Origin of the sequence: Inquilinus ginsengisoli (assembly GCF_050434925.1) — a bacterium.
Taxonomy (GTDB): Bacteria; Pseudomonadota; Alphaproteobacteria; order DSM-16000; family Inquilinaceae; genus Inquilinus; species Inquilinus ginsengisoli_B.
In genome coordinates this window covers 2,831,002-2,854,101 of record NZ_JBNDJK010000001.1, presented here as the reverse complement: position 1 = coordinate 2,854,101, position 23,100 = coordinate 2,831,002, and the positions used below count along the sequence as shown (strand labels likewise).

Sequence of the window (23,100 nt, the reverse complement as noted above, 5' to 3'; positions counted from 1 at the left end):
CCGGGCAGGATGCGGCCTAGTTCTTGGGCAGGTACTGGTCCGGCATCGGCGAGCCCGGGAACCACTTCTGGTACAGCGTCTTCCAGGTGCCGTCCTGCATCGCGGCGTGCAGCCCCTGGTTCAGCGCGGTGCGCAGCGCGTCGTTGCCCTTGCGGATGACGAAGCCGGCCGGGGCGTCGAAGCTGGGGATGTTGACCGCGATCTTCAGAGCGGGATAGCGGCCGGTGTAGTCCTTGGCCGCCTCGTAATCGAGGAAGTGGGCGTCGACCGTGCCGTTGTTGAGGGCGGCGACGGCGGAGTTGTTGTCGGGGAACTTCACCAGATCGGTCGATGTGAAGTTCTTGGCCGCGTAGATCTCCTGCAGCGTGCCCTGCACCACGCCGAGCCGCTTGCCGGCGAGCTGGCCGGCATCGGTGACCTTCGGGTCGGAGGTCAGGACCGACAGGTAGCCGGCGAGATAGCCGTCGGAGAAATCGACCGTCTTCTTGCGGGCCTCGGTGGTGCCGATCGCCGCCACCGCCACGTCGAAGCGGCCGTTGGCGACCGACGGCATCAGGGCGGAGAACTCCTGGCCGGTGAAGACGACCTGGTCCTTCTTGAAGCCGATCCGCTCGGCCACGTTGAGGAACAGCTCGATGTCGAAGCCGGTGAACTGCCCGTCCGCCGTCGTGAAGGTGTAGGGCTTGGCGTCGCCCATGGTGCCGACGGTGATCATCGTCGGGTCGATCAGGCCGTAGGCATTGGTCTCCGCCATGGCAGTCCCGGCGACCGAGCCGCCCAAGGCCAGAGCGACTGCCAGCGCCCGGCCGGCCATCGTCAGCATCGCCGTAAAATTCCTCATGTCTCCCTCCGTTGCGTGGTTCGTCAGCCTGCCCATGCCCGGACCATGCCGGACCTCGTTTCGGTCATTGAGACCGATCTCATTTCTAAAGAGACCGATCTCACTAAATATGAGACCGGTCTCTTTCTGAAATTGTTAAAGCTGCATTGACCGTCCGTCAATCTCTCCTGTAGAGCAGCCCGATGGAACAGCCCCCGCTCGCGAAGCCGTCCGTCACCGTCGCCGACGTCGCCCGGGCGGCGGGCGTCTCGAAGGCCACGGCGGCCCGGGTCCTCGGCGGCTACGGCATCGTCAGCGACGCGGTGCGCGAGAAGGTGCTGGAGGTGGCGAAGGCGCTGGACTACCGGCCCAACGAGCTGGCGCGCAGCATGACCACGGGCCGGTCGGGCGCGATCGGCGTGGTGGTCGGGGACATCGAGAACCCGTTCTTCAGCGCCGCCGTGCGCGGCATCAGCGATGTGGCGCGCGCCGCCGGCTACACCGTGATCCTGGCCAATTCCGGCGAGGACATCGCGGCCGAAAAGGACGCCATTCGCACGCTGATCGCCAAGCGGGTCGACGGGCTGATCGTCACGCCGTCACGGTCCCGCGAGATCGACCATCTGCGGGATGTCCAGCGCTCCGGCCGGCCGCTGGCCCTGCTCGACCGCGCCATCCCGGAGCTCTCCGTCGACACGGTCACGGTCGACGACCGCGAGGCGGCCGAGGCGGCGACCCGCCTGCTGATCGAGCACGGCCACCGCCGCCTCGCCTACGTCACTGCCTGCGACACGCCGGAGCACACTTATCGCGACCTCGCCGACATCCACACCGCCTCGGTCCGGCAGCGTGTCGAAGGCTTTCTCGGCGCCTGCGGCAAAGCGCGAATCCCTTCGCCGGCCGTCCGGCTCGGGGCGATCGGCCGCCAGGCGACGCGAGAGCTTGCGATGGATCTGTTGCGGTCGCCCGAGCCGCCGACTGCGATCCTGGCGTCAGACAGCGTGATCGCGCTCGAAATCTTCAAGGTTGCGCGCGAGCTCGGCCGCTCGATTCCCGACGACCTGTCGCTGATCACCTTCCATGACGCCGACTGGACCAGCGTCACCAGCCCGCCGGTCACCGTGATCGACCAGCCGGTGCATCAGCTCGGCACGGCGGTGGCCGAGCTGCTGGTGTCGCGGCTGAAGGGCTATGACGGTCCGGCACGCCACCGGGTGATCCCCACCAGGCTGGTGGTGCGTGCCTCGGTCGCGCGACGGAATCCGGCCGGCGCGTCCCGGTAGCGGCTGCGCCGGGCCGATTCTGATCAGCATGGGGCGGATGGCTGTGGCTCGTGGTCGACGTGCTGCTGGTCGCGATCCTGGCCGGCGGCATGATCTACGGCACCATGCAGTGGCGCCGTCGCCGCCGCAGCCAGGAGATGAAGCGGGCCTCCGAGGGGGCGGTGCGCAGGAACTACCGCGAAGGCGGCTGACGCGACGACTCGGCCGCCATCCTGGTCCAGCGCTGGTCGGTGTGCCGGCCGGCATATTCGCGATCGATCTCGTCGATCAGCGCATCGGCCCGGTCCGGCTCCACCGCGGCGAGGATGGCGTCGAGCTTGGCTTCCATCCGGTCGTCGCCCTCCTTCGACTGCGGCGAGCCGACATAGAGCAGGAAGGCCAGGCCGCCGATCTGCCAGATGAGCTGCAGGAACTCCGATTGCCAGTTCTCCAGCGTGTCGCGCGACATCTCGACGACATAGGCCCCGATCTCCGGCGCGGCGCCGTGCTGCTTCTGCTCGTCGACATAGGCGAACCAGCCGAACAGCCAGTGCCCGATCAGCGAGATGACGAAGAAGCCGAGAGTCACCCAGCCATAGCCGTAGCGCTTCCAGATCGAGTTCGACATCACGGTATCTCCGTTCGGCCCTAGGGTACCGCCTTGTGCGAGTGCAGACGGTGTTACCCGTAATGACTTTCCGAAGACCCGTTCCGTTCCGGTGGATCATGGTTTCACAAGCAGAGCCGGCATGCAGCCGCCTGCCCCAATTGTCCCGCTTCACAATCCGCCCCGTCACGGTCGATACTGCCGAGCTTCGAGGGAACGATCAAAAACCCAAAAACAGGGTAGGCAGATGACCTGGATTCTTCGTTTGGCCACGGCCGCTGCGGCTGCCGTCGCGATGGCTATTGCCGTCCCGGCCGGCGCTGCAGCGCTGGTCGAGACACCGATGTATGAGCAGGACGTTGCGGCCGGCAAGCTGCCGCCGGTGGCCGAGCGCGTGCCGCAGGCGCCGCTGGTGGTCGACCTGGCGGCGGAGAAGAAAGAGCCCGGGAAACCGGGCGGCGAGATCGCCTGGATGGCCGGCCGCGCTCGCGACATCCGCATCATGAACACCTACAGCTATGCCCGTCTGGTCGGCTACGGCCCGGACTTCCAGCTGCATCCGGACATCCTGCAGTCGATCGATGTCGACGGCGAGAAGGTGTTCACCCTGCATCTGCGCCCGGGCCATAAATGGTCCGACGGCCAGCCCTTCACCAGCGACGACTTCCGCTACTTCTGGGAGGATGTGTCGCTGGACAAGGAACTGATGCCCTACGGCCCGGATGCACGCCTGCTGGTCGACGGCGAGCCGCCGAAGGTCGAGTTCCCGGACGCGCAGACCGTGCGCTATTCCTGGTCCAAGCCGAACCCGGATTTCCTGCCGTCGATCGCCGGGGCGACCCCGCTCTACATCTTCGCGCCGGCGCATTACCTGAAACAGTTCCACAAGAAATACACCGACGCCGCGGCGCTGGACGTCCTGGTCAAGGAGGCCGGCGCCCGCAACTGGGTCGCCCTTTACACCCAGCGCAGCAAGCTGATCGATTCGGCCAATCCCGACCTGCCGGTGCTGGAGCCCTGGATCAACACCACCAAGGCGCCGGCGGAGCGCTTCGTCTTCGTCCGCAACCCCTATTACCACCGGGTCGACAGCCAGGGCCGGCAACTGCCCTATCTCGACCGGGTCATCGTCAACGTCGTCGAGGGCTCGCTGATCCCGGCCAAGGCCGGCACCGGCGAGGCCGACCTGCAGGCCCGCGGCCTGCGCTTCGACAACATCAGCTTCCTCAAGGCCGGCGAGCAGTCGGGCGGCTACAAGGTCCGGCTGTGGCCGACGGCGCTGGGGTCCGAGGTCGCGCTGTATCCGAACCTCAACTGCAACGACCCGGACTGGCGGGCGCTGAACCGCGACGTCCGCTTCCGCCGTGCCTTGTCGCTCGCCATCGACCGCGATGAGATCAACCAAACTGTGTTCTTCGGCCAGGCCAGGCCGAGCCAGAACACGGTGCTGCCGGAATCGCCCTATTACGACGAGGCGCTGGCGACGGAATGGGCCCAGCTCGACCTGGCCAAGGCCAACGCCCTGCTGGACGAGATCGGGCTGACCAAGCGGGACGGCGACGGCATCCGGCTGATGCCGAACGGCAAGCGGCTGGAGATCGTGGTCGAGAGCGCCGGCGAGCGCAGCCTCGAGACCGACATCCTGCAGCTGGTTCGCGAGAGCTGGGCCAAGATCGGCGTGGCGCTGCACACCGCCCAGTCGCAGCGCGACGTGTTCCTGCAGCGGATCTTCGCCGGCGACACGGTGATGTCGGTGTGGATGGGCTGGGACAACGGCCTGATCACGCCGACGACGGTGCCGACGCAGCTGGCGCCGGTCGACCAGAACTGGCTGCAATATCCGAAATGGGGCCAGTATGTGCAGACCGGCGGCGGCGCCGGCGAGAAGCCGGATGTCGAATTCGGTCAGAAGCTGATGGCGCTGTACGCCGAGTGGCGCGGCACCACCGACGCGGCCCGCCGCGACGCCATTATGCGCGAGATGATCAAGATCCAGGCCGACGAGGTGACCTCGATCGGCACGGTGCAGGGCGTGCTGCAGCCGGTCGTGGTCAAGGCCCGGCTGCACAACGTGCCGGAGAAGGGCATCTTCTCCTGGGACCCCGGGGCGCATTTCGGCGTCTACCGCCCCGACACCTTCTGGGTCGATCCGTCCTGATCCATCCGAAGCGCCCGGCCCCTGGCCGGGCGCTTTCGCGTCAGGCGACCAGACGCCGACCGATGGCCAGGCAGGCCGCGCGGATGTCGTCGCGATCGGCGAGCGGGCCGAAACGCCCGACGAAACGGTCCACATCCATCGCGAAGGCATCGCGAATGGACGGATCGATGACGCTGAGGCTGCCGCGGCCATAGCCTTCCAGGATCCACATCGCCAGCCAGCCGGCCTCGATCGCCACGCCGGAGCCGAGGTTAAACAGCCCGCCGGGGCGCGCCCGCACCACCTTGACCAGCGCCGCGGCGAACGCCTCGACCGGCAGGAAATCCTTCAGCGTGAAGGGGCTGACGTCGTAGCGGATCACCCCCTCCTCGCGCAGCGACCGCAGCAGCAGGCCGAGGAAGGTGCGGCGGCCAGGCAGGTCCTCGAAGCCGAAGATGTTGGACAGGCGCAGGATGGTGAGGTTGGGGCCGAACCGGTCCTGCAGCAGCCGTTCGGTCACCAGCTTGTTGCGGCCATAGGCGTCCTGCGGCGCCGGGTTCCGGGTCTCGACCAGGGGCTCGTTCCCGGCCGGGCCGTAGACCTTGCGGGTGCTGACCATCACCACATGCGCATCCGCCGGCATGCGGCCGTCGCCCTGCGCCCGGCCGATCGCCTCGGCCACGATGCGGTCGCAATCGACCGCCGGATCATAAGCTTCGCGCTGGTAGCGCGGGTCGATGGCGAAGCTGACGACGCAGCCGATGCCCTCGAAGGTCTCGGGCCGCGCCACATCGGCCCAGGCGGCATGACGGATTCCATCGGCGCCGTGGGCAGCGACGAAGCTGTTGGCGAGAAAGCTCTTCCGCCCGATCACCAGAACGTCAGCCACGCCCCACCCCCAGGCCGATCTTTGCCGCGGTGCTACTGAGTCCGCACCACGGCAGACAATGCACGCCGCCAATCTGGCTGCGCCAGCCCGAACACCCGGCCGATCTTGCCGCAATCCAGCACCGAGTTCGAGGGGCGCCGGGCCGGGGTCGGGTAGTCCGAGGTCGCGATCGGGCGCAGCGCCGGGGCGGCGCCGCCCTTCTCGGCGAAGATCGCCGCGGCGAAATCGTGCCAGCTCGTGGCTGGGGCGCCGGCGAAATGGAAGGTGCCCCAGCCATCGAAGCCCGGCGCCTGGGCGCGCTCGCGGATCGCCAGGATCGCCGCGGCAATGTCGGCCGCCGCGGTCGGGCCGCCGCGCTGGTCGGCGACGATGCGCAGCTCCGGTCGCTCGGCGCCGAGCCGCAGCATGGTGCGCACGAAGTTGTTGCCATGCGCCGCGAACACCCAGGCGGTGCGCAGGATGACGTGGCGCGGCAGCGCTTCGCGCACCGCTGCCTCCCCCGCCGCCTTGCTCTCGCCGTAGACCGACAGCGGCGCGATCGGGTCGTCTTCGCGCCACGGCCGGTCGCCGTCGCCGCGGAAGACGTAGTCGGTCGAGATGTGCAGCAGCGCTGCGCCCGCTTCGGCACAGGCCCGCGCGATCACGCCGGGCCCGGTCGCGTTGACGGCAAAGGCCTGATCGCGCTCGGTCTCGGCCTTGTCGACCGCGGTGTAGGCGGCGCAGTTGGCGACGAAATCGGCGCCGCGCACGGCCGCGGCGACCGCGGCGGCATCGGTGATGTCGACCTCCGACCGCGCCAGCGCCCGCATGGCGAGGCCCCGCGCCTGGGCCAACTCGGCCAGCTCACGCCCGACCTGGCCACCGGCGCCGAGGACGACCAGCGTCATGCCGCGTGCCCGAGGCCGATGCGGCTGCGCTCGCCAGCCCGCGCGCACCAATCCCGATTGGCGATGTACCAGGCGACGGTCTCGCGCAGCCCCTGCTCCAGGCTGTGGTGCGGCCGCCAGCCCAGCTCGGTCTCGGCCTTGGTCGGGTCGATGGCGTAGCGGGCGTCGTGGCCCGGCCGGTCGGTGACGTAGGTGATCAGGCTCTCATACGGCTTCGCCGCCGGCTGCAGCTCGTCGAGGATGCGGCAGATCTGGCGCACCAGATCGATGTTGGTGCGCTCCGACCGGCTGCCGACCAGGTAGGTCTCGCCAGGGCGGCCCTTGGCGACGATCGCCCGCAGGCCGGCGGCGTGGTCGTCGACATGGATCCAGTCGCGGACGTTCTCGCCCTTGCCATAGATCGGCAGCGCCTTGCCCTCGAGCGCATTGAGGGTGACGACCGGGATCAGCTTCTCCGGATACTGGTAGGGTCCGTAATTGTTCGAACAGTTCGACACCATCACCGGCAGGCCGTAGGTGCGGTGCCAGGCCCGGGCCAGATGATCGGAGCCCGCCTTGCTGGAGGAATAGGGCGAGTTCGGCTGGTACGGGCTGGTCTCGGAGAACAGGCCGGTGGCGTCGAGCTCGCCATAGACCTCGTCGGTCGAGACGTGCAGGAAACGGAAGCCATTGCCCTTGGGCAGGCCGCGCCAGTGCTCCAGCGCCGCGGCCAGCAGACTGCCGGTGCCCATGACATTGGTGCGGACGAAGGCCAGCGGGTCGTCGATCGACCGGTCGACATGGCTCTCGGCCGCCAAGTGGTAGACGATGTCCGGCCGGTGCTCGGCGAACAGGTCCCGCATCGCGTCGACGTCGCAGATGTCGGCCTGGGCGAAGCGATGCCGGCCGGTCGCGTCCAGCCCGGCCAGGTTCTCCAGATTGCCGGCATAGGTCAGCTTGTCGATGGTGACGACGGACTCGCCCTCGGCGACGAGCTGGCGGACCAGGGCCGAGCCGATGAAGCCGGCGCCGCCGGTGACGAAGATGGTCATGCTGCACCGTGGTGGAAATGGGCGGGGGCGTCGGCGAGGCGCGGCCAGTTGCGGTCGCGGTCGTTGACGGTCATCTCCGCCGGCGCGATCGGCCAGTCGATGCCGAGCGCCGGATCGTCCCATCGGAGGCCGCCTTCGGCCTGCGGGGCATAGCCGGCGGTGACCTTGTAGACCACCTCGGTGTCGGGCTCGAGCGTGACGTAGCCATGGGCGAAGCCGACCGGAATCCAGATCCGCGAGGGCTCGGACGCGGTCAGCGTCACCCCGATCGAGCGGCCGAAGGTCGGCGAGCCGCGGCGGATATCGACCGCGACGTCGTAGATCGAGCCGCGGAGCACGCCGATCAGCTTGCCCTGGGCGTGCGGCGCGATCTGGTAGTGCAGGCCGCGCATCGTGCCGACCGCGGCGCTGCTGGCCTGGTTGTCCTGGACGAAAGTCATCGGCAGCCCGGCTTCGGTGAACTTCTGCAAGTTCCAGGTCTCGAAGAACCGGCCACGCTCATCACCGAACACGCGCAGCTTGATGAGCTTGACGTCCTCGATATCGGTATGAACCACCTGAACCAAGATGTATCCCCACGAAACCAACGCGATGCCGAAGGCGCAGCAACCTAGTGCGGCTGCCGGACTTTGTCGACCATCGCTGATTCGTCCCCGACGACCGTGATGTGGCACCAAGGGCTCCGTTGGCGTGGCGTCCGGCTCGGGCATCCAGTCGCGGCATGGCGGCATCGATCAGCCCGGTCTCGGATCTGTCCCGCTTCGAGCCGTGCACCGTGTCCGATCTGCTGTTTACAATCCAGCGGCCGCTGGTATCGTTCCGGGCAATCGGGTGGGGGGCTGAGCCACGCCGTGTCCGTCGTTTCCCTGTCATTGCCGGGCCTGACCCGCAAATCCAGAAGCCGACGGCTTCTGGATGCCTGGGTCGAGCCTGGGCGTGATAGTCTATAAGCAATACTCCTTCACCCGGTTGCTCTGGGTATCGTTTCCAAAATTTCGAGAAAATGGGGGATGCCAACATGAAACACAAACTCAAGGAAATGGCTCGATCGTCTCTGGTTCCGCTACTGTACCGGTATCCACCGACGTGTTTGGCCCCGGAGCGGCTATATCTGTATCTGCATTACCTGATCGAATACAAAGACGTCCCGGGAGACATCGTGGAAATCGGCTGCAATCTGGGCGGGACGGCGGCCGTGGCCCAAAATATGATCAGGCGGCTGGGAATCAACAAAAAATATATCTGCTACGACACGTTCGACGGGTTCGTTGAGCAGCAGTTTTCCGACGACGTGGGGCTGGGAACGCCGACCAGCAACCGGCACATGTTCTCCGGCAGTTCGCAGCGGCTGGTCGCGAAGATCCTGCGGCGCCACAATGCCGGGGAAGTCACGCTGATCCAGGGTGACATCACCACGATCCCGGACAGCAAGCTGCCGGCATCCTGCTCGGTCGTGCTGGCCGACGTCGACCTTGCGGAGCCGACCTATCACGCGCTGAAGCGCTTCTGGCCACGGCTTGCCCCGGGCGGCGCCATCCTGGTGGATGATTGCCCGGAAGGGAACGATTGGAAGGCTCGGATCGGCTACAGCCGATTCTGCCAGGAGGCCGGCCTGCCGGAGCAGTATCGCCACGGCATGGGCATACTGACCAGCGACAAGGCACATTGATCCTCCGATAATCTGGGATCCTCCGATAATCTGGCATCGGCGGCGGCAAGCAGAGCCAGGCCGTGTGCCGCTGCGCTCGGAGCATCGGGCCGGCGGCACCGCAGCCGCTCGCCCGGATGCCGCAAAGGTGCCGCTACGGATACCCCCCTACCCAGACGACGCGATGCCTAAGGCGCTGCAACCTGGTGCTGACGCCGGCCGCCGTCGACCATAGCTGGTTCGTCTCCCAAACGACCGGGCGCCTGTGCTGTTGTGACTTTGGCCCGGGCATTCGGTCGCGGCGCGGCGGCATCGCGGCACAATCGCGGCCGGCCGGGGTTAAGGGACGAAACGATCCGGACGGAGGCTGCTGTGGCGACCGTTGCGCTGACCTGCATTGAGACCGTGGCCGACCTGGCGACCCTGGAGGGTGCCGGTGCCGCCCTGGTGCTCGGCTATCACCGGCCGGGCGACGGCGGCGGCGGCCAGTTCGCCTGGGACGCCCAATCGGACGCCGCGGAGGATGGCGGGCTGGCGTTCCGCGGCTCGGCCTCGGCCGGCCGATGGATCCGCCTGACCAAAGGCGCCGTGGATGTCCGCTGGTTCGGCGCCCTGGGCGACGGCACCACGGACGACACCGCTGCGATCCAGCGGGCGTTCGACACCAACCGGGCGATCTATCTGTCGAGTGGCACCTATCTGGTCGGCAATCTGCGCTTCGGCACCAACCGGACCGACGGCCAGCAGTCGCAACACGGTGCCGGCATCGAAGGTGACGGGCTCTGGTCCAGGCTGAAAGCCAAGCCCGGCACCCAGGGATATGTCCTCAACGCCCAATCGACGGCCGGATTGCTGCTGCGTGCCTTCATCGTCGACGGCAACCGCCAATGCGGTGGCATCGACACCGGCTGGCCGAAGGGCCTCGGCAAGGCGCAGTTGAACCGCTATGAGAACGTCTGGGTCGAGAACTATGCCGGCCCCATCGGCTGGCAGGCCCTGCACAACGAGGACAGCAGCTTCGTCGCCTGCATCGTGCGGACGCCGCAGCCGGCCGATTCCGACGCCACCGCCATCAGCGCCTTCTGTTCCGGCGGGCCGGTCAGCTTCGACCGCTGCGTCTGGTACGGCGCCAAGCTGGTGATCGATTGCCAGAATGCACGCTTCAGCGCCTGCGGCGGCCACGGCATCGAGGTGCTCGGCCGTTCGGTCAACCTGCTGACCTTCAACAGCTGCTACCTCTACAGCAACGCCAAGTCGGGTCGGGTGGTCTGGACGGATCCGGCCAGCAAAGGCCACATCAACGCCATCATCTCCCGCGGCAGCATGTGGATCGCCACCGGCAAGGAGAAGGACGTGGCGATCTTCGGTGGGCGGTACTTCGCCGGGATCGATTCGACCGGCGACGAGTTCGTCACCGACGGCAAGGGCACGAAGGGCCGGGTCCTGGACGACGGCGTGGCCAATCACAGCGGCGAGTTCGTGTCCCGGGCCCATTTCCGGAGCGTCACCTTCGTGCCCGAACTGGCGATCACCGACCCCAGCTCCGGCGAGATGAAGGCGAGCTTCCAGAACTGCCGGACGGGGGGAATGAACGTTGCCGACCGGCTCTACATCGGCAACCCATCGACCCAGCGGGTGCTGCTCGAGCCGAACGGCCTCGACGTCTCGAACGCAGCGACCCCGGACACGCAGTTCCGCATGTTCAACGAGACGCGGACGGTCGCCGGCGGCGAATGGCAGCAGGTGTTCGACCAGCCGATGACCCAGGGCAGCGGCCAGGTCTACATCGTCAGCCGGGGCGGCCAGGGCCCGGCGCTGCATGCCCGCCTCACCCGGGCCACGGGCGAGGAAAAGGCGGATCAGATGTCGGTGCTGCAGGACCAGAACGCCGCCGACGGCGGCAAGATCGAGATGCGCTGGCTGGCGGGCAAGAGCCCCGAATTCCGCGTCAATGGGACCGGCAAGATCGTGGTCGAGATCGTGTCGGAGAGCATGGGCCACTGACCAGCCGCGCCGGCCCGACCGGGTCAGGCCGGCGCAGACCGGTCGGTCAGCCGGCCCGGTACATCCATTCCAGCGTCTCGCGCAGAGGGAGGGGCGGCAGCTCGCCGACCGCCGCGCGCAGCCGTTGCCCGTCGCCGCACACCCATTTCGGCTCATTGGCGCGGACCAGGGCCGGATCCACTTCGACGGCAATCTCGTAGCCGGCGATCTCCGCCATCATCCGCAGGACCTCGGCCAGGGACCAAGCCTGGCCGGAGCAGATGTTGAACACGTCGCCCGGAACCTCGCTGGTCAACAGCCGGCGATAGGCCCAGGCGACCTGTCGGACATCGGAAAAATCGCGCGAGACGTCGAGATTTCCGAGCCGTATGACCGGCTCCCGTTTTCGGAAGTGGCTGACGATCTTGGGCAGCAGGAAGCTCTCGCCCTGCCCCACCCCGGTGTAGTTGAACGGCCGCACGACCGTGACGGGCAGGCGGTCGGCGAACATCGCCGCGACATGCTCCATCGCCATCTTGCTGATGCCGTAGTCGTTGGCAGGACGGAGCGGCGCGGTCTCCGGCACCGGCGCGGCCGAGGCGGTGTTGCCGTAAACGCTGGCGCTGCTCGCCAGGATCACGGATTCTGGCCTCTCATCGAGGTCCAGCAGGCTGGTCAGAAGATTGCGCGTGCCGACGATGTTCGCCCGGTAGATCGCATCGACATTGCTGTGAGCCACGAACGAGATCCCGGCCAGGTGGACAACGTGCCGGGGCCTGACCTGCAGCACGAAGTCGCGCAGGGCCGATGCGTCCAGGATGTCGACGGCGGTCACGCTCATGCGAGCATCGGCCGGCGCCCGGTGCCCGGACCCGTACACGGAATAGCCCGCCTGGAGCAGCTCGCCGATGACATGCTGTCCGGTGAAGCCGGATGCTCCGGTGACCAGGACGCACCCGGCCGCCTCAGAATGTGACGCCACGTTGGTTCCTCTTCACATCGGCCTCGACCATCATCGAGCACAGCTCCTCGAGCGTCGTCCTGGGCTCCCAGCCGAGGTCCCGTTTCGCCCGCTCCGCATTGCCGATCAAGAGATCGACCTCGGCCGGGCGATGGAACTTGGGATTGACCCGGACCAGCAGCTTGCCGGTATCCTGGCAGCGGCCGGTCTCCGCCTCGTTGGCGCCCTCCCAGACCACGGTGGTGCCGACGGCCTTGAACGCCATCGTGGCGAAGTCGCGGACCGTCTCGGTGCGGTTCGTCGCCAGGACATAGGTGTCCGGCTGGTCGACCTGCAGCATCCGCCACATCCCGTCCACGTATTCCTTGGCAAACCCCCAGTCCCGCTTGGCGCCGAGATTGCCGAGCTCGAGCACATCCAGCGTGCCGAGATGGATCTTGGCCACGGAATCGGAGATCTTTCGGGTCACGAACTCGAGGCCGCGGAGCGGCGATTCGTGATTGAAGAGAATCCCGCTGGTGCCGAACAGACCGCAGGATTCGCGGTAGTTGACCGTCATCCAATGCGCGTAGAGCTTGGCGACACCGTAGGGGCTGCGCGGCCAGAACGGCGTCAGCTCATCCTGCGGCATGGCCTGCACCTTGCCGAACATCTCCGAAGTGGAGGCCTGGTAGAAGCGGATCTTCGGGTCGACGATCCGGATCGCCTCGAGCAGATTGAGCGCGCCGATGCCGGTGATCTCGGCCGTGGTCCGCGGCTGCGCAAACGACACGCCGACGAAGCTTTGTGCCGCGAGATTGTAGATCTCCAACGGGCCGGCCTGCTCAATGAGGCGAACGATGCCTCCCAGATCGGTCAGATCGAATTCCACGAGATGCAAGTCGCGATGACCGGCAATGCCAAGCTCCTCGATCCGCCAGAAGTTGGTCGAGCTGGTCCGCCGATAGGCCCCGTAGACGCGATAATTCTTCTCGAGCAGAAGCTCGGCGAGATAGGCCCCGTCCTGGCCAGTGATACCGGTGATGAGCGCCGTCTTCATATCGTTCTGTCCTATCGCCTTTTTATGTTGGCCCACACAGCCGATGGCCCGCGATATGCCGCAGCCGTCGCCCCCGCGTCGTCGCTGCGGACGAAAGCAAGCCGCCATGTCCGTTTGACGGCGGGCGACCCCGTCCCTTTCGTATTCGATCCGGGGCAACCGTGCCTAGGCGGCCTCGCCGCCGCAATTCTGCTGCGGAATCCGGTGTAGACGACTGCCCGGCTTCGAACTGTGGGACTCCGCCGGCGTCGGCCCAATTCCCCTGGGATTGGGAGCGGCCTTGGGCTACTGGGTCGTTTGGTTGGGCGGGAAACGGCGGAGAGCGTGTTGACAGCTGCGATCGACGATGGTGCCGCCTCGGGCGGCCGCCCGGTGGTGGTGAATACCCGGATCCTGCATGGAAACATCACCGGGGCCCAGCGCTATCTAGCCGAGTTGCTGAGCCGCGTCGGCCCCCATGACCGGATCGCCCCCCGATCGCCGGCGACCGGGATGCTCGGCCATCTCTGGGAGCAGGGCCCGCTGGCGCTCCATCGCCGCGACGCGGTGCTGTGGAGCCCTGCCAACACCGGCCCGGTGATCCGGCGGCGGCAGGTGGTGTCGATCTTCGACATGTCGCCGGTCGACCATCCGGAATGGTTCACGCCGCGCTTCGCCGCCTGGTACAAGATGATCGTCACCTCGGTCGCCCGGCGGGCGGCGCGGGTGCAGACAATCTCGCAATTCTCGGCCGGTCGCATCGCCGAGTTGTCCGGCCGCCCGCGCGAGGAAATCGAGATCGGCTACCCCGGCGTCGATTCACGCTTCTTTGGCGCCTCGCCCGACGAGGCCCTGGCCCGCTACGATCTCGTCGGCCGGCCCTATGTGCTGATCATCGGCACGCTGGAGCCGCGCAAGAACCTGCAGCGGGCGATCGAAGCCTGGCGGCTGGCGCAGCCGAAGCTGGGCTCCGACGTGGTGCTGGCGATCGGCGGGAGGCTGAGCAACCCCCGCATCTTCGCCCAGGCCACTCTGGGGGCGGACGTTCCGAACGTCCGGCTGCTGGGCTATGTCGACGATGCGCTGCTGCCCGGCCTCTATGCCGGCGCCTCGGCCTTCCTGTACCCGTCCCTCTATGAAGGCTTCGGCCTGCCGCCGCTGGAGGCGCTGGCGGCCGGGGCGCCGGTGGTGACCAGCCGCGACACCGCCATGGCCGAGGTCGTGGGACCCGACGCCCTGCTGATCGATCCGCACGATGCCGGCTCGATCGCCGATGGGCTGGTCGAGGTGCTGCGCGGCTCGACCGCCGCCACCATCCACGCTCGGCGGGCCGCCGGGCTGGAGCGGGCGCGCAGCTTCACCTGGGACCGCTGCGCCGAGGGCGTCCGCCGCGCCCTGCGGGCGGCGGCAGAGGCATAGGCGTCAGGCGCTGCGCAACGCCTGACGCAGCATCCGCTTGGCCGCCTTTGCCGCCCGGAACGCCGGGAAGCAGTGGGTGACCAGGAAGAGCTTGGGATTCGCCCAGGCGTGGCGCCGGGCCATCTCCGGAACCGAGCGCAGCTCTGGATGGTCGAGCGGAAAATCGCCCGAGCGCATCATGCCCATCGTGATGCCCAGCAAGCGCGTCTTGAAGCGGCGCAGGTTCCGGCGCGTCTCGGGCTTCAGTCCGCCGTTGTCGATGAGGTCCTGCATCGCCTCCATCGAGCGGACATAGCCGATGACATGGCGTTCGGTCAGCTTGCTGTACGAGATCGAGTTCCCCCGGATGCGCCAGAGGTAGAAATCCCGGCGGCTGAGATAGGTCGGCCCCGCCTTCATGAACAGCCGCGGCGTGTATTCGATATCCTCATGCAGAATCGGCAGGAATCTGATGCCATTGTCGCGAGAGACCGAGCGGCGATGGATATACAGCCAAGCCATCGCATAGAAGCTGCGCCGCCGGTACAGGGCATTGAAGGCGTCCTCGCCGCTCGGGAACAGGCCCTCGAGGCCAAGGTTGTAGCGGACGGCTACCGAATTCACCGCATCCTGCGTCGGGCCGGTGAAGGAGAATGTCGAGAAGCAGAACAGATCGACTTCCGGATGCCGGCTGTGCACGTCGTAGAAGGACCGGACGAAATCCGGGTCCAGCACGTCATCCGAGTCGAGGTAGTAGATGAAGTCGCCGGTGGCGACCGCGACCCCGTTGTTGCGGGCCTCGCCCAGACCGCAATTCTTGGTGTGCAGGATCCTGACGTTCGGGACATCGCCGTACAGCCGGTCGACGAGCCGCCCGCTCCCGTCGGTCGAGCCGTCGTCGACGATGATGATCTCATGCACCGGGGCGGTCTGCCGGAGCACCGAATCGACCGCCTCCTGGACGTAATCTTCGACGTTGTAGGTCGGGATGATGACCGATAGCTTGGGCGTTGAGACCTGCATCGCTTCCCGCCTCTAGGCCGCAAACAGCTCGCAATCGTCGACGCGGTTGGTCCACGCCTCGAAATAGGTCGAGTTCTTGCCGTAGGAATTGTCGAGCAGGACCGTCTTCATGCCCAGGAGGCAGGCCAGGATGTGGCCGTGCATGCGCGAGGTCACGATCCGGTCATAGGCCAGAATCCGGTCGATCGACCTCGCCACCATGCGGTCGGTGTAGCCGTACCAGAAGCGCTCGACCGGAACCAGCTTGCGGCCGGTCACGCCGTTGACCTGGTCGGTCCTGCGGGTCAGCAGGTTGACCATCCGGTCCCGGCGGGTGGTGAAGTCCGACCAGTCGAGCGGCTGGTCGATCTGGCCCTGGAACATCTCGGGGACGGCAACCGTCTCCTCGTCCCGGCGCATCATCCACAGCGTGCCGCCGCCGGTGGCGCCGGGCGCCTTCCGCGGCAGCTGCCCCCACAGGAAATGCGCCATGTCCGGGCACAGCTCGGTGTTGTTGGAGAATTCGCGCCGGAAGACGTCGTAGGTCCGCTGGTCCCGCGCCAGGAAGTGCAGGTCCTTGTGCCGCGCCATGACCTCGGCGGCCTGGCGCATCCGGGCCGGCTCACTGAAATGCATGGTCTGCGGAAAGATCACGATCCGGTGATTGCGATAGTGGTTGATGATCTTTTCCCGCAGAAGCTGGTGCGGATAGTAGATATCGCCGAAATTGCCGCCGCCATGCAGCACGATCGTGACATCCTTCGGCACCACCGGGAAGTTGCGCTCGTGCCACGGAAAGCCGAAATACGAGTAACGTCGGGTCACGTCGTAGCGCCGGTCCGCAAAGAATGCCTCCGTCCCCTTGAGGATCAGCAGGTCACCAACATTGAAGTGCAGCGGATAGTCGATATATAGAATTCGACTGCCGGGCTTTATATATTGATCAATGACAGAAAGGCGGCTCTTCAGATAATCCATCCCATTCATCTTGAATCACGCCTTCCGAGCTCGAGAGACTCGCCCTATTGATCAAATGGAGAGATATACAGCACGTCGCGTCCGAGGTTCGACGGAGGTTATAGTATAGAGCCGGGAAAGATGGCAATGCCGTGGCGCATCCCTCCCGTCACGCGCCGGCGCCGCCGTCCCGCAAGCGCCCGATCCGGTGGCGCAGCTCGCTGATCATTCGCCAATTGAACAGCGGCACGGTGATGACCGCGGTGACCAGGCCGACCAGGATCGCCGAGACCAGCCGAAGCACGGCCGGCGCGTCGGCGAGCAGATACTGCGTCAGCAGGACCGCGGCGATCATCGCCGCCATCGGCGCGAGCGGGCGGGCTATGGACACCACTTGGTCCCGGACCGGAATCCTGCCATAGCGGCTGACCATGACGTAGCTCCAGGGCAGCGAGACCAGATTGCGGGCGGCCCAGCCGAGCACCACGACGACCAGCGCCTGCTCGGCCGTGACGAAGCCGCTGGCCAGCGTGATCCCGCAGGCAACGAGGCCGTACAGGACCATGGCGTTCTGATGCCCCTTGGCCCGCAGCAACGGGCCGGCCAGGGCCCGCGACAACGGGAAGAACGCCGCCACGGCAAAGATCTGCATCAGGGGGGCCGCGGGCTGCCACCTGGCACCGAAGACCAGCGGCACGAGATCCCCCGCCACCAGCGCCACCCCGATGAACAGGACGCCGCCGGCGACGGTGATCAGGCTCGTCCCCGTCAGGAAGGCCCGGTTCGCATTGCGGTCGCTGCGGTCGAGATCGGCGAAGAACGACAGGCCGAAACGGACGACATTGGCCTGGATCAGGTTGCCGGCTTCCTCCACCACCCGCTGCGCGAACTGGAAGTACCCCAGGGCCACGACGCCGTGGAAATAGCCGACCTGCAGCGCGAAGAGGCGGGTGGTGCCCTGCCACAGCAGCAATTCAATGCTCATCGAGCCGCCGAAGGACGCCAGCGAGCGGAACTCGCCCCAGTCGAAGCGCAGCCGCGGCACCCGCGGCATCGCCCGCCACAGGACGATGGCGGACAGCGCGTTGGAGATCAGCACGCCGCCGACCATGGCCCAGGCCCCGGCCCCGAGCCAGCCGAGGACGCCGATGACGACGACCTGCGAGATCCGCGAGAGCATCATCCGGCGGGTCAGCACATTCGCCCGCATCTTGCGGGTGAGCAGTGCGGTCGGCACCGCCATCACCGCGTTGAGCAGCAGCATGAAGCTGGTCACGCCGAGCAGGGGGAACAGCATCGGGTCGTCGAAGAACCAGCCGATCGGTGCGGCCACCACCCAGCACAGAGCGAAGCCGGCGGCCCCCAAGGCCATCAGGCCGGTGAAGGCGGTATCGGTGATGCTGGCGTGCACCGAGCGATGACGGATCAGGGATTCTTGGATCCCCAGGCCCGTCGCCAGGCCGAGCAGCATGACGAGACCGATCACGATGCCGGCCCGGCCGATATCGGCCGGCGTCAGGAGCCAGCCCGCCACGAAGATCGAGGCCACGCCCGCCAATGCGTTGGAGACCGCCTCAGCGACCGCCCAAGGCGCGGCCCGCATCATGCGGGTTTCCAATCTTTTCGACATTGATCCGCCCAGATCCGCTCAGCTGGCCTCGCACCGGTCATGCTCGCCGGACCGGAGGCGGCGTGTCGCCTGCTGTCCCGGCGGCCTCGTCAAGCGATCATCGACGAGGCCGCATCGCCGTTACGCCCCGCCGATCTCGCTTTGGTACCACTTCCAGGCCGTCCGGATCGACTCATCCAGGCCGAAAGCGGGACGAAACCCGAGGACCGACGCCGCCAGCGAGGGATCGGCCACCAGCTCCGCCGCGTCGCCGGAGCGCTGCGGTGCCAGCTCCACCGGGATCGGCCGGCCGGTGACGCGCTCGGCCGTCCGGATCACGTCGAGCACGGTGTGGCCGGTGCCGGTGCCGAGGTTGAAGGCCCGCGGCACACCGCCATCGAGCAGGTAGCGCAGGGCGCGGACATGGGCATCGGCCAGGTCGGCGACATGGATGTAGTCGCGGACGCAGGTGCCGTCCTTGGTCGGATAGTCGTTGCCGAGCAGCCGGATATGGGGCAGCCGGCCGGCCGCCGCCATCAGCGTCAGCGGGATCAGATGGGTCTCGGGGTCGTGCCGCTCCCCCACCTCGCCGTCGGGATCGGCGCCGCAGGCGTTGAAGTATCGCAGCGCCGTCCAGCGCAGGCCGTAGGCCGCGGCGAAATCCCCCAGCATGCGCTCGATCATCAGCTTCGAGGCGCCATAGGGGTGGATCGGCGCCTGCGGCGTGTCCTCCACGATCGGCATGCGCTCCGGCAGGCCGTAGGTGGCGCAGGTGCTGGAGAAGACAAGATGGCGGACGTCGTGGCGCCGGGCCGCTTCGAGCAGGGCAAGCGATCCCGCGACGTTGTTGCGGTAGTACATCGCGGGATCGACGACCGATTCCCCGACATAGGTCAGCGCCGCGAAATGCAGGATCGCCACCGGCCGGTGGCGCGCCATCACTCGGTCGAGTGCCGCGGCGTCGCCGATATCGGCATGCTCCAGCGGCCCCCATTTGACGAAGTCGCGATGGCCGCGCGACAGGTTGTCGAGCACGACCGGAGCGAAGCCGGCGGCGGCCAGCGCCTTGCAAGCATGGCTGCCGATATAGCCGGCGCCGCCGGTGACGAGGACGACGCGGCTGCTGTTGCTCATCGGTTTACGACCTTTGGGGGTTAGGTGGCGGGAGCGGTCCGCGGCCTTAGGCCGCCGAGGCCGCCGGCGGCGTGGCCCGGGCCACGACGATGTCCTGCCGGTTCATGGTGACCAGCTCCGGATCGACCTTGGCGCCGGTCCAGCCGCCGCGGAGGACGGTCTCGATGGTCAGGCCGGCCGCGGCATAGGCGCCACGCAGCCAGGCCTCGTCCAGCGCGGTCAGGTCCTCGGGGATGTTCGGATTGTTGGTCCAGTAGCGGTCGCCCGGATACAGGGTGAGGTCGGTCTTCCCGTTCTTCAGAGCGGCCAGGGCGTCGTCGTTGATCAGGTAGTACGACGACGCCAGCTGGCCGCCGGGGCGCAGCACGCGGCCGATCTCGGCGAGATAATGTGCCACGTCGTCCGGATACATGTGGGTGAACACCGACCACAACGACACGACGTCGAAGGAATTGTCCGGGAAGGGCAGGACGAACTTCGACGGCGGGATGGCGCCGGAATGGTTGTAGAACTTGTTGAACAGGTCGACATGGATGAAGGTGAACCGGAAGTTCCGCGGCGTGATGTTGCGGCTGCACCACCGCACCTGGTCCCGGTCGATGTCGAGGCCGATGTAGCGGGCTGTGTCATCCAGATAGGACAACAGCGGAATCGTCTTGCGCCCCATGCCGCTGCCGATGTCCAGCATGACGGCGCCGCGGTCGAGCTGCAGCACGTCGCGGTAGAAGTGCAGCGCCTCGCGGCCGTTCTGAGTCCAGACCTCCCGCCCCCGCGGGCCGTCGCGCATCAGGCGCAGCGGCGGCATCACCTGATCCTGCGCACCGCGGTCGACGAAGTCCCGGATCGCCCAGGGAACGTCCCGGATCACGGAAAAGACCGGCGCCGGGACAATGTTTTTAATAGTCTGCTTGATGCTCATAACCCCACCTTCCAGGGCCGTCTCTAACAGCCACATGCTTCAACCCGTTCGCGGCACAATCCTGTTCGCCTGCCTTTGCCCCAGCAGCCGGGTCATGGCCGGAGCCAGCCGGAGCGTCAGGAACACGATGATCAAGAAGACGTCATCGATCTTCCATTGCAGCAGGTTGCTGGAGATCAGGAAGACGATTTTGTACGTGATGATGTTGATGGCCAGGACATACCGGCTGCCGCCCTTCTCGACAACCAGCCGGAACAGGAAGGCCTGGACGACCACCGTGAACCCGTCCACCGCCGACCAGAGGACGAGGCCGGGATAGCGGAAGGCGTCGTAGCCCCAGACCGACATCGGCAGCCGGAATCCACCCGACCCGGTGTTCAGGTCCGCGCCGATGATCCACTTCGTGTAGTTGGAGGGATTCCACTGGAAGTCGTAAGGCACCAGCCCGCCGAACACCGTCATCCCCATGGTCGGGTCGGGCCCTGCCTTGTTGTAGGCGTCCATGAACCACCAGAGGTCATAGATGTCCGACAGCCCCTTGATGATCGCATCGAGCCCGACCTCGGTCCGCAGCCCAAGCATTAAGAGCAGGATCTGGTTGACGGCGGAGCCGAAGGTAAAGATCAGCAGATACGCCGCCACGCCGGCGATGACCCAGCCGAGGCGACCCCGCATCACCAGCAGGATCAGCAGCCCTTCGACGATCGGCTGGGCCGCGACGCCGCGGCGGAGCGACAACAGCGCCAGCACCGCGGCGCAGCCCAGCAGGCCCAGCAGGAGGAACAACATGATCCGCCCGACATTGACCCGCGCCGGCAGCAGCAGGATGCCGACCAGCGTCCCGACCTGGTACAGAACCATGCCGCCCCGGAACAGCGGCATATAGGGTGCCGCCCGGGCGGTGTACTCGCCGGCGAAATACTTGGCGACCAGCGGGTTCTCCGCAAAGGCCGGGACGATACCGGTGAGCAGGTAGAACCCGCCGATGAAGGCGGCCGCCCCGGCCAGCATCAACATGGCCGCGATCGACAACAGCAGCCCGGCCCCCCGGTTCACGTCATCGACCAGGAGACCGTTGAACACCGCGTAGCCGCGCGGGGCGGTCAGCCCCCGGATCGTCGCGACCGCCGACAGGCACGTCACCGCCGACCCGATCGCGAGGATCGTGAGGAAGGATTCGGCGGTCCCCTGGTTCAACCCCTTCGCCGAGATGTATTGGGCCGTCCAGTAGAAGGCGCCCCAGCCGACCGCGATGGCGACGAAGGGAATGGACAGGACGAACGGCACGTTCCGGACGCTGGGAAAGACGAAGAACGACAGCATCTTGGTCATGCCGACCAGGAACAGGGCGAAGGCCATCCAGGACAGGCCCGGCAGGCTCCACGAGAAGGTGTAGAGATAGCCGTCGCTGCTGATCATTTCGTGGCGTTGGCCAGGTCCCCGAGCCCCCGCAGGGTGATGCGGAAGATCAGCGCGGAGGAGGCGGCGAAGATGGCAAAGACGCCGATGATGATCAGCAGCAGCAGCGGCTTGGGCGAGGTCGGATTGACCGACACCGTCGGCGGGTCGATCACGTCAATGGCGAAGGGCGTGTCGCCCTGCACCGCCAGCTGCCGGCGGCGCTGCTCGACCAGCAGCGGGATCAGCGTATCGCGCATGGTCAGGTCGGTGGTCGAGGACAGCAGGGCGTTGATGCGGCTCATCAGGGACGAGATCTGGTTGGCGATCTGCTCCCGGTTGATCTGGTCGTTGTCGGCGATGACGGTGCGCAGCACGTACAGCGCCGCCTGCGGATTGGTGTGATCGTAAGTGACGACCTGCGCGTTGCTGGCGACACCGGACTTCATGTTGATGGCGTCCTGGATGGCGTCCCGGATCCGGTCGGCGCTGGGCGGGGTGTAGGGCGGCAGGCCGGCGGCCTTCGCCACCTGCGCCTTGACCCAGGCGACCGGCCCCCGCGGCGGCGTCCAGCTCCGGGTCTCGGGATCCCATTCATTGGCGAAGAAGGCCTGGAGGAACTCCGGATCCTGCAGCAGGCGCTCGGCCAGCGAGGTGCTGGCCAGCGTCTGCATGAACCGGTCGAATTCCGGCGGCACCTTCTGCCCGCCGAAGAGAAGGCTGGCCACGCCTTCGCCGGAACCGCCGCCGAGCAGGCGCTGGTCGGGCTTGTCCGCGATGATCGGCATGATGATCGCCGATGCCGTGTATTTCTTCGGGCTGATCAGGATGAAGGCCACGACAGCGGCCTCGCACAGGATCAGCGTCACGAGAATGAACAGCCACGGGCGCTCGAAATATATCGAACGATACCAGCGGAAGGGGGCGCTCAACCAACGCATCAGATGGCCGTTGTCCAGACTGTTTGCAGGAAACGCGCAGCGCAGTGCGCTGCAGCGTCGTACGACTTCGATCACCACGCGTCGGCGGTCAGGCCGGCACCCGACCGGCATCGGCATCCTTCGGCGGCGGCGGGATATTGCCTCACACCCCTAACGATGTCTATACGGCCAGATCAAAACTTCACCTGAAAATAAGAGACCCCGGTCGACCCAGTAAAGGAGGAAGAATTACCTTAATCCTGCCGCAATTTGGCCGGCTTCAGGCAGCCAGATGCTTGTCCTGCATGAGACGACCCAGGTCGAGGGGATGTTGTGCAACGGCCCGCCCAATGCAGGGTATCTTGACCGGCGCCGGGCCGCGGCAGGGACGCCGGACCCAAGATCGGATCTGGTGTGTTTAGGGCCGGTTCGGTATGTCAAGCGACGCCCGGCCGATGGCAGGATGCGTCCGACCCTCTTCTAGGAATGAATGCGACTGGCCTGTGATGCCGAATTCCCG

At 66.7% G+C, this 23,100-nt stretch carries 21 protein-coding genes; 6 read left to right on the top strand and 15 right to left on the bottom strand.

The annotated features are described in order from the left end of the window. Positions 1-16 precede the first annotated feature (16 nt). On the bottom strand, positions 17-841 hold the full coding sequence (locus tag QFZ27_RS13485; protein ID WP_429226909.1) for an ABC transporter substrate-binding protein: 825 nt from the start codon (positions 839-841) through the stop codon (positions 17-19). A 182-nt stretch (positions 842-1,023) separates the two neighbouring features. Between QFZ27_RS13485 and QFZ27_RS13480 the strand changes: the two genes are divergently transcribed. Both QFZ27_RS13480 and QFZ27_RS13475 read left to right on the top strand, forming a co-directional pair. Beyond that, positions 1,024-2,103: a LacI family DNA-binding transcriptional regulator gene (locus QFZ27_RS13480; protein WP_429226908.1), complete on the top strand. Its 1,080-nt coding sequence runs from the start codon at positions 1,024-1,026 to the stop codon at positions 2,101-2,103. 50 nt (positions 2,104-2,153) lie between these two features. After that, positions 2,154-2,294 carry a hypothetical protein gene (locus QFZ27_RS13475; protein ID WP_429226907.1) on the top strand — a complete coding sequence of 47 codons (141 nt, stop codon included), beginning with the start codon at positions 2,154-2,156 and terminating at the stop codon, positions 2,292-2,294. On the opposite strand, the gene QFZ27_RS13470 is transcribed toward QFZ27_RS13475, so the two are convergent. Beyond that, the gene (locus QFZ27_RS13470) at positions 2,276-2,710 is read right to left on the bottom strand and encodes a DUF6766 family protein (RefSeq protein ID WP_429226906.1); all 435 of its coding nucleotides are present in this window, start codon (positions 2,708-2,710) and stop codon (positions 2,276-2,278) included. The two genes, QFZ27_RS13475 and QFZ27_RS13470, sit on opposite strands and share 19 nt — an antisense overlap. Before the next feature lie 226 nt (positions 2,711-2,936). Between QFZ27_RS13470 and QFZ27_RS13465 the strand changes: the two genes are divergently transcribed. Further along, on the top strand, positions 2,937-4,847 hold the full coding sequence (locus QFZ27_RS13465) for an ABC transporter substrate-binding protein (RefSeq protein ID WP_429226905.1): 1,911 nt from the start codon (positions 2,937-2,939) through the stop codon (positions 4,845-4,847). A gap of 40 nt (positions 4,848-4,887) precedes the next feature. Here QFZ27_RS13465 and QFZ27_RS13460 read toward each other — a convergent pair whose 3' ends face one another. From QFZ27_RS13460 to rfbC, 4 genes are read right to left on the bottom strand one after another with little or no spacing between them, the layout of a single operon-like run. Further along, complete coding sequence (locus QFZ27_RS13460; protein ID WP_429226904.1) at positions 4,888-5,715, bottom strand: NAD-dependent epimerase/dehydratase family protein; 828 nt, start codon at positions 5,713-5,715, stop codon at positions 4,888-4,890. A gap of 32 nt (positions 5,716-5,747) precedes the next feature. Then, positions 5,748-6,602, bottom strand: coding sequence for a dTDP-4-dehydrorhamnose reductase (gene rfbD / locus QFZ27_RS13455; RefSeq protein WP_429226903.1), 855 nt, complete (start codon positions 6,600-6,602; stop codon positions 5,748-5,750). Then, positions 6,599-7,633: a dTDP-glucose 4,6-dehydratase gene (rfbB, locus tag QFZ27_RS13450; RefSeq protein ID WP_429226902.1), complete on the bottom strand. Its 1,035-nt coding sequence runs from the start codon at positions 7,631-7,633 to the stop codon at positions 6,599-6,601. Before rfbB ends, rfbD begins: the two co-directional genes overlap by 4 nt. Beyond that, entirely contained in the window at positions 7,630-8,190 is a 561-nt protein-coding gene (gene rfbC / locus QFZ27_RS13445; RefSeq protein ID WP_429232450.1) for a dTDP-4-dehydrorhamnose 3,5-epimerase, read from the bottom strand. The genes rfbB and rfbC overlap by 4 nt, the downstream gene beginning before the upstream one ends. A 461-nt stretch (positions 8,191-8,651) precedes the next feature. Here rfbC and QFZ27_RS13440 point away from each other — a divergent pair, with 461 nt between their 5' ends. Both QFZ27_RS13440 and QFZ27_RS13435 read left to right on the top strand, forming a co-directional pair. Continuing rightward, positions 8,652-9,302 (top strand): class I SAM-dependent methyltransferase, encoded by a 651-nt coding sequence (locus QFZ27_RS13440; protein ID WP_429226901.1) that lies wholly within the window; start codon positions 8,652-8,654, stop codon positions 9,300-9,302. 351 nt (positions 9,303-9,653) lie between these two features. Further along, the gene (locus QFZ27_RS13435) at positions 9,654-11,285 is read left to right on the top strand and encodes a glycosyl hydrolase family 28-related protein (RefSeq protein ID WP_429226900.1); all 1,632 of its coding nucleotides are present in this window, start codon (positions 9,654-9,656) and stop codon (positions 11,283-11,285) included. A gap of 46 nt (positions 11,286-11,331) precedes the next feature. Here the strand turns inward: QFZ27_RS13435 and QFZ27_RS13430 are convergent, their stop codons facing one another. Together QFZ27_RS13430 and gmd are read right to left on the bottom strand one after the other, a co-directional pair. Then, positions 11,332-12,246 carry an NAD-dependent epimerase/dehydratase family protein gene (locus QFZ27_RS13430; protein ID WP_429226899.1) on the bottom strand — a complete coding sequence of 305 codons (915 nt, stop codon included), beginning with the start codon at positions 12,244-12,246 and terminating at the stop codon, positions 11,332-11,334. Further along, positions 12,230-13,423 carry a GDP-mannose 4,6-dehydratase gene (gene gmd / locus QFZ27_RS13425; protein ID WP_429226898.1) on the bottom strand — a complete coding sequence of 398 codons (1,194 nt, stop codon included), beginning with the start codon at positions 13,421-13,423 and terminating at the stop codon, positions 12,230-12,232. The genes QFZ27_RS13430 and gmd overlap by 17 nt, the downstream gene beginning before the upstream one ends. Positions 13,424-13,591: 168 nt before the next feature. Between gmd and QFZ27_RS13420 the strand changes: the two genes are divergently transcribed. Then, the gene (locus QFZ27_RS13420) at positions 13,592-14,662 is read left to right on the top strand and encodes a glycosyltransferase family 4 protein (RefSeq protein ID WP_429226897.1); all 1,071 of its coding nucleotides are present in this window, start codon (positions 13,592-13,594) and stop codon (positions 14,660-14,662) included. Between the two features lie 3 nt (positions 14,663-14,665). On the opposite strand, the gene QFZ27_RS13415 is transcribed toward QFZ27_RS13420, so the two are convergent. The 7 genes from QFZ27_RS13415 to QFZ27_RS13385 form a co-directional block, all read right to left on the bottom strand. Beyond that, positions 14,666-15,664, bottom strand: a complete 999-nt coding sequence (locus QFZ27_RS13415; RefSeq protein ID WP_429226896.1) for a glycosyltransferase — start codon at positions 15,662-15,664, stop codon at positions 14,666-14,668. A gap of 12 nt (positions 15,665-15,676) precedes the next feature. Continuing rightward, positions 15,677-16,621 (bottom strand): polysaccharide pyruvyl transferase family protein, encoded by a 945-nt coding sequence (locus tag QFZ27_RS13410; protein ID WP_429226895.1) that lies wholly within the window; start codon positions 16,619-16,621, stop codon positions 15,677-15,679. 148 nt (positions 16,622-16,769) lie between these two features. Further along, positions 16,770-18,206: an oligosaccharide flippase family protein gene (locus QFZ27_RS13405; RefSeq protein ID WP_429226894.1), complete on the bottom strand. Its 1,437-nt coding sequence runs from the start codon at positions 18,204-18,206 to the stop codon at positions 16,770-16,772. A gap of 144 nt (positions 18,207-18,350) precedes the next feature. After that, positions 18,351-19,343 (bottom strand): UDP-glucose 4-epimerase GalE, encoded by a 993-nt coding sequence (galE, locus tag QFZ27_RS13400; RefSeq protein ID WP_429226893.1) that lies wholly within the window; start codon positions 19,341-19,343, stop codon positions 18,351-18,353. A 46-nt stretch (positions 19,344-19,389) separates the two neighbouring features. Further along, positions 19,390-20,211: a class I SAM-dependent methyltransferase gene (locus QFZ27_RS13395; protein WP_429226892.1), complete on the bottom strand. Its 822-nt coding sequence runs from the start codon at positions 20,209-20,211 to the stop codon at positions 19,390-19,392. A 90-nt stretch (positions 20,212-20,301) separates the two neighbouring features. Continuing rightward, a complete protein-coding gene (locus tag QFZ27_RS13390; protein WP_429226891.1) occupies positions 20,302-21,681 on the bottom strand; it encodes a hypothetical protein in 1,380 nt (459 codons plus the stop codon). Then, positions 21,678-22,592, bottom strand: a complete 915-nt coding sequence (locus tag QFZ27_RS13385) for a GumC domain-containing protein (protein WP_429226890.1) — start codon at positions 22,590-22,592, stop codon at positions 21,678-21,680. The genes QFZ27_RS13390 and QFZ27_RS13385 overlap by 4 nt, the downstream gene beginning before the upstream one ends. Positions 22,593-23,100: the final 508 nt, after the last annotated feature.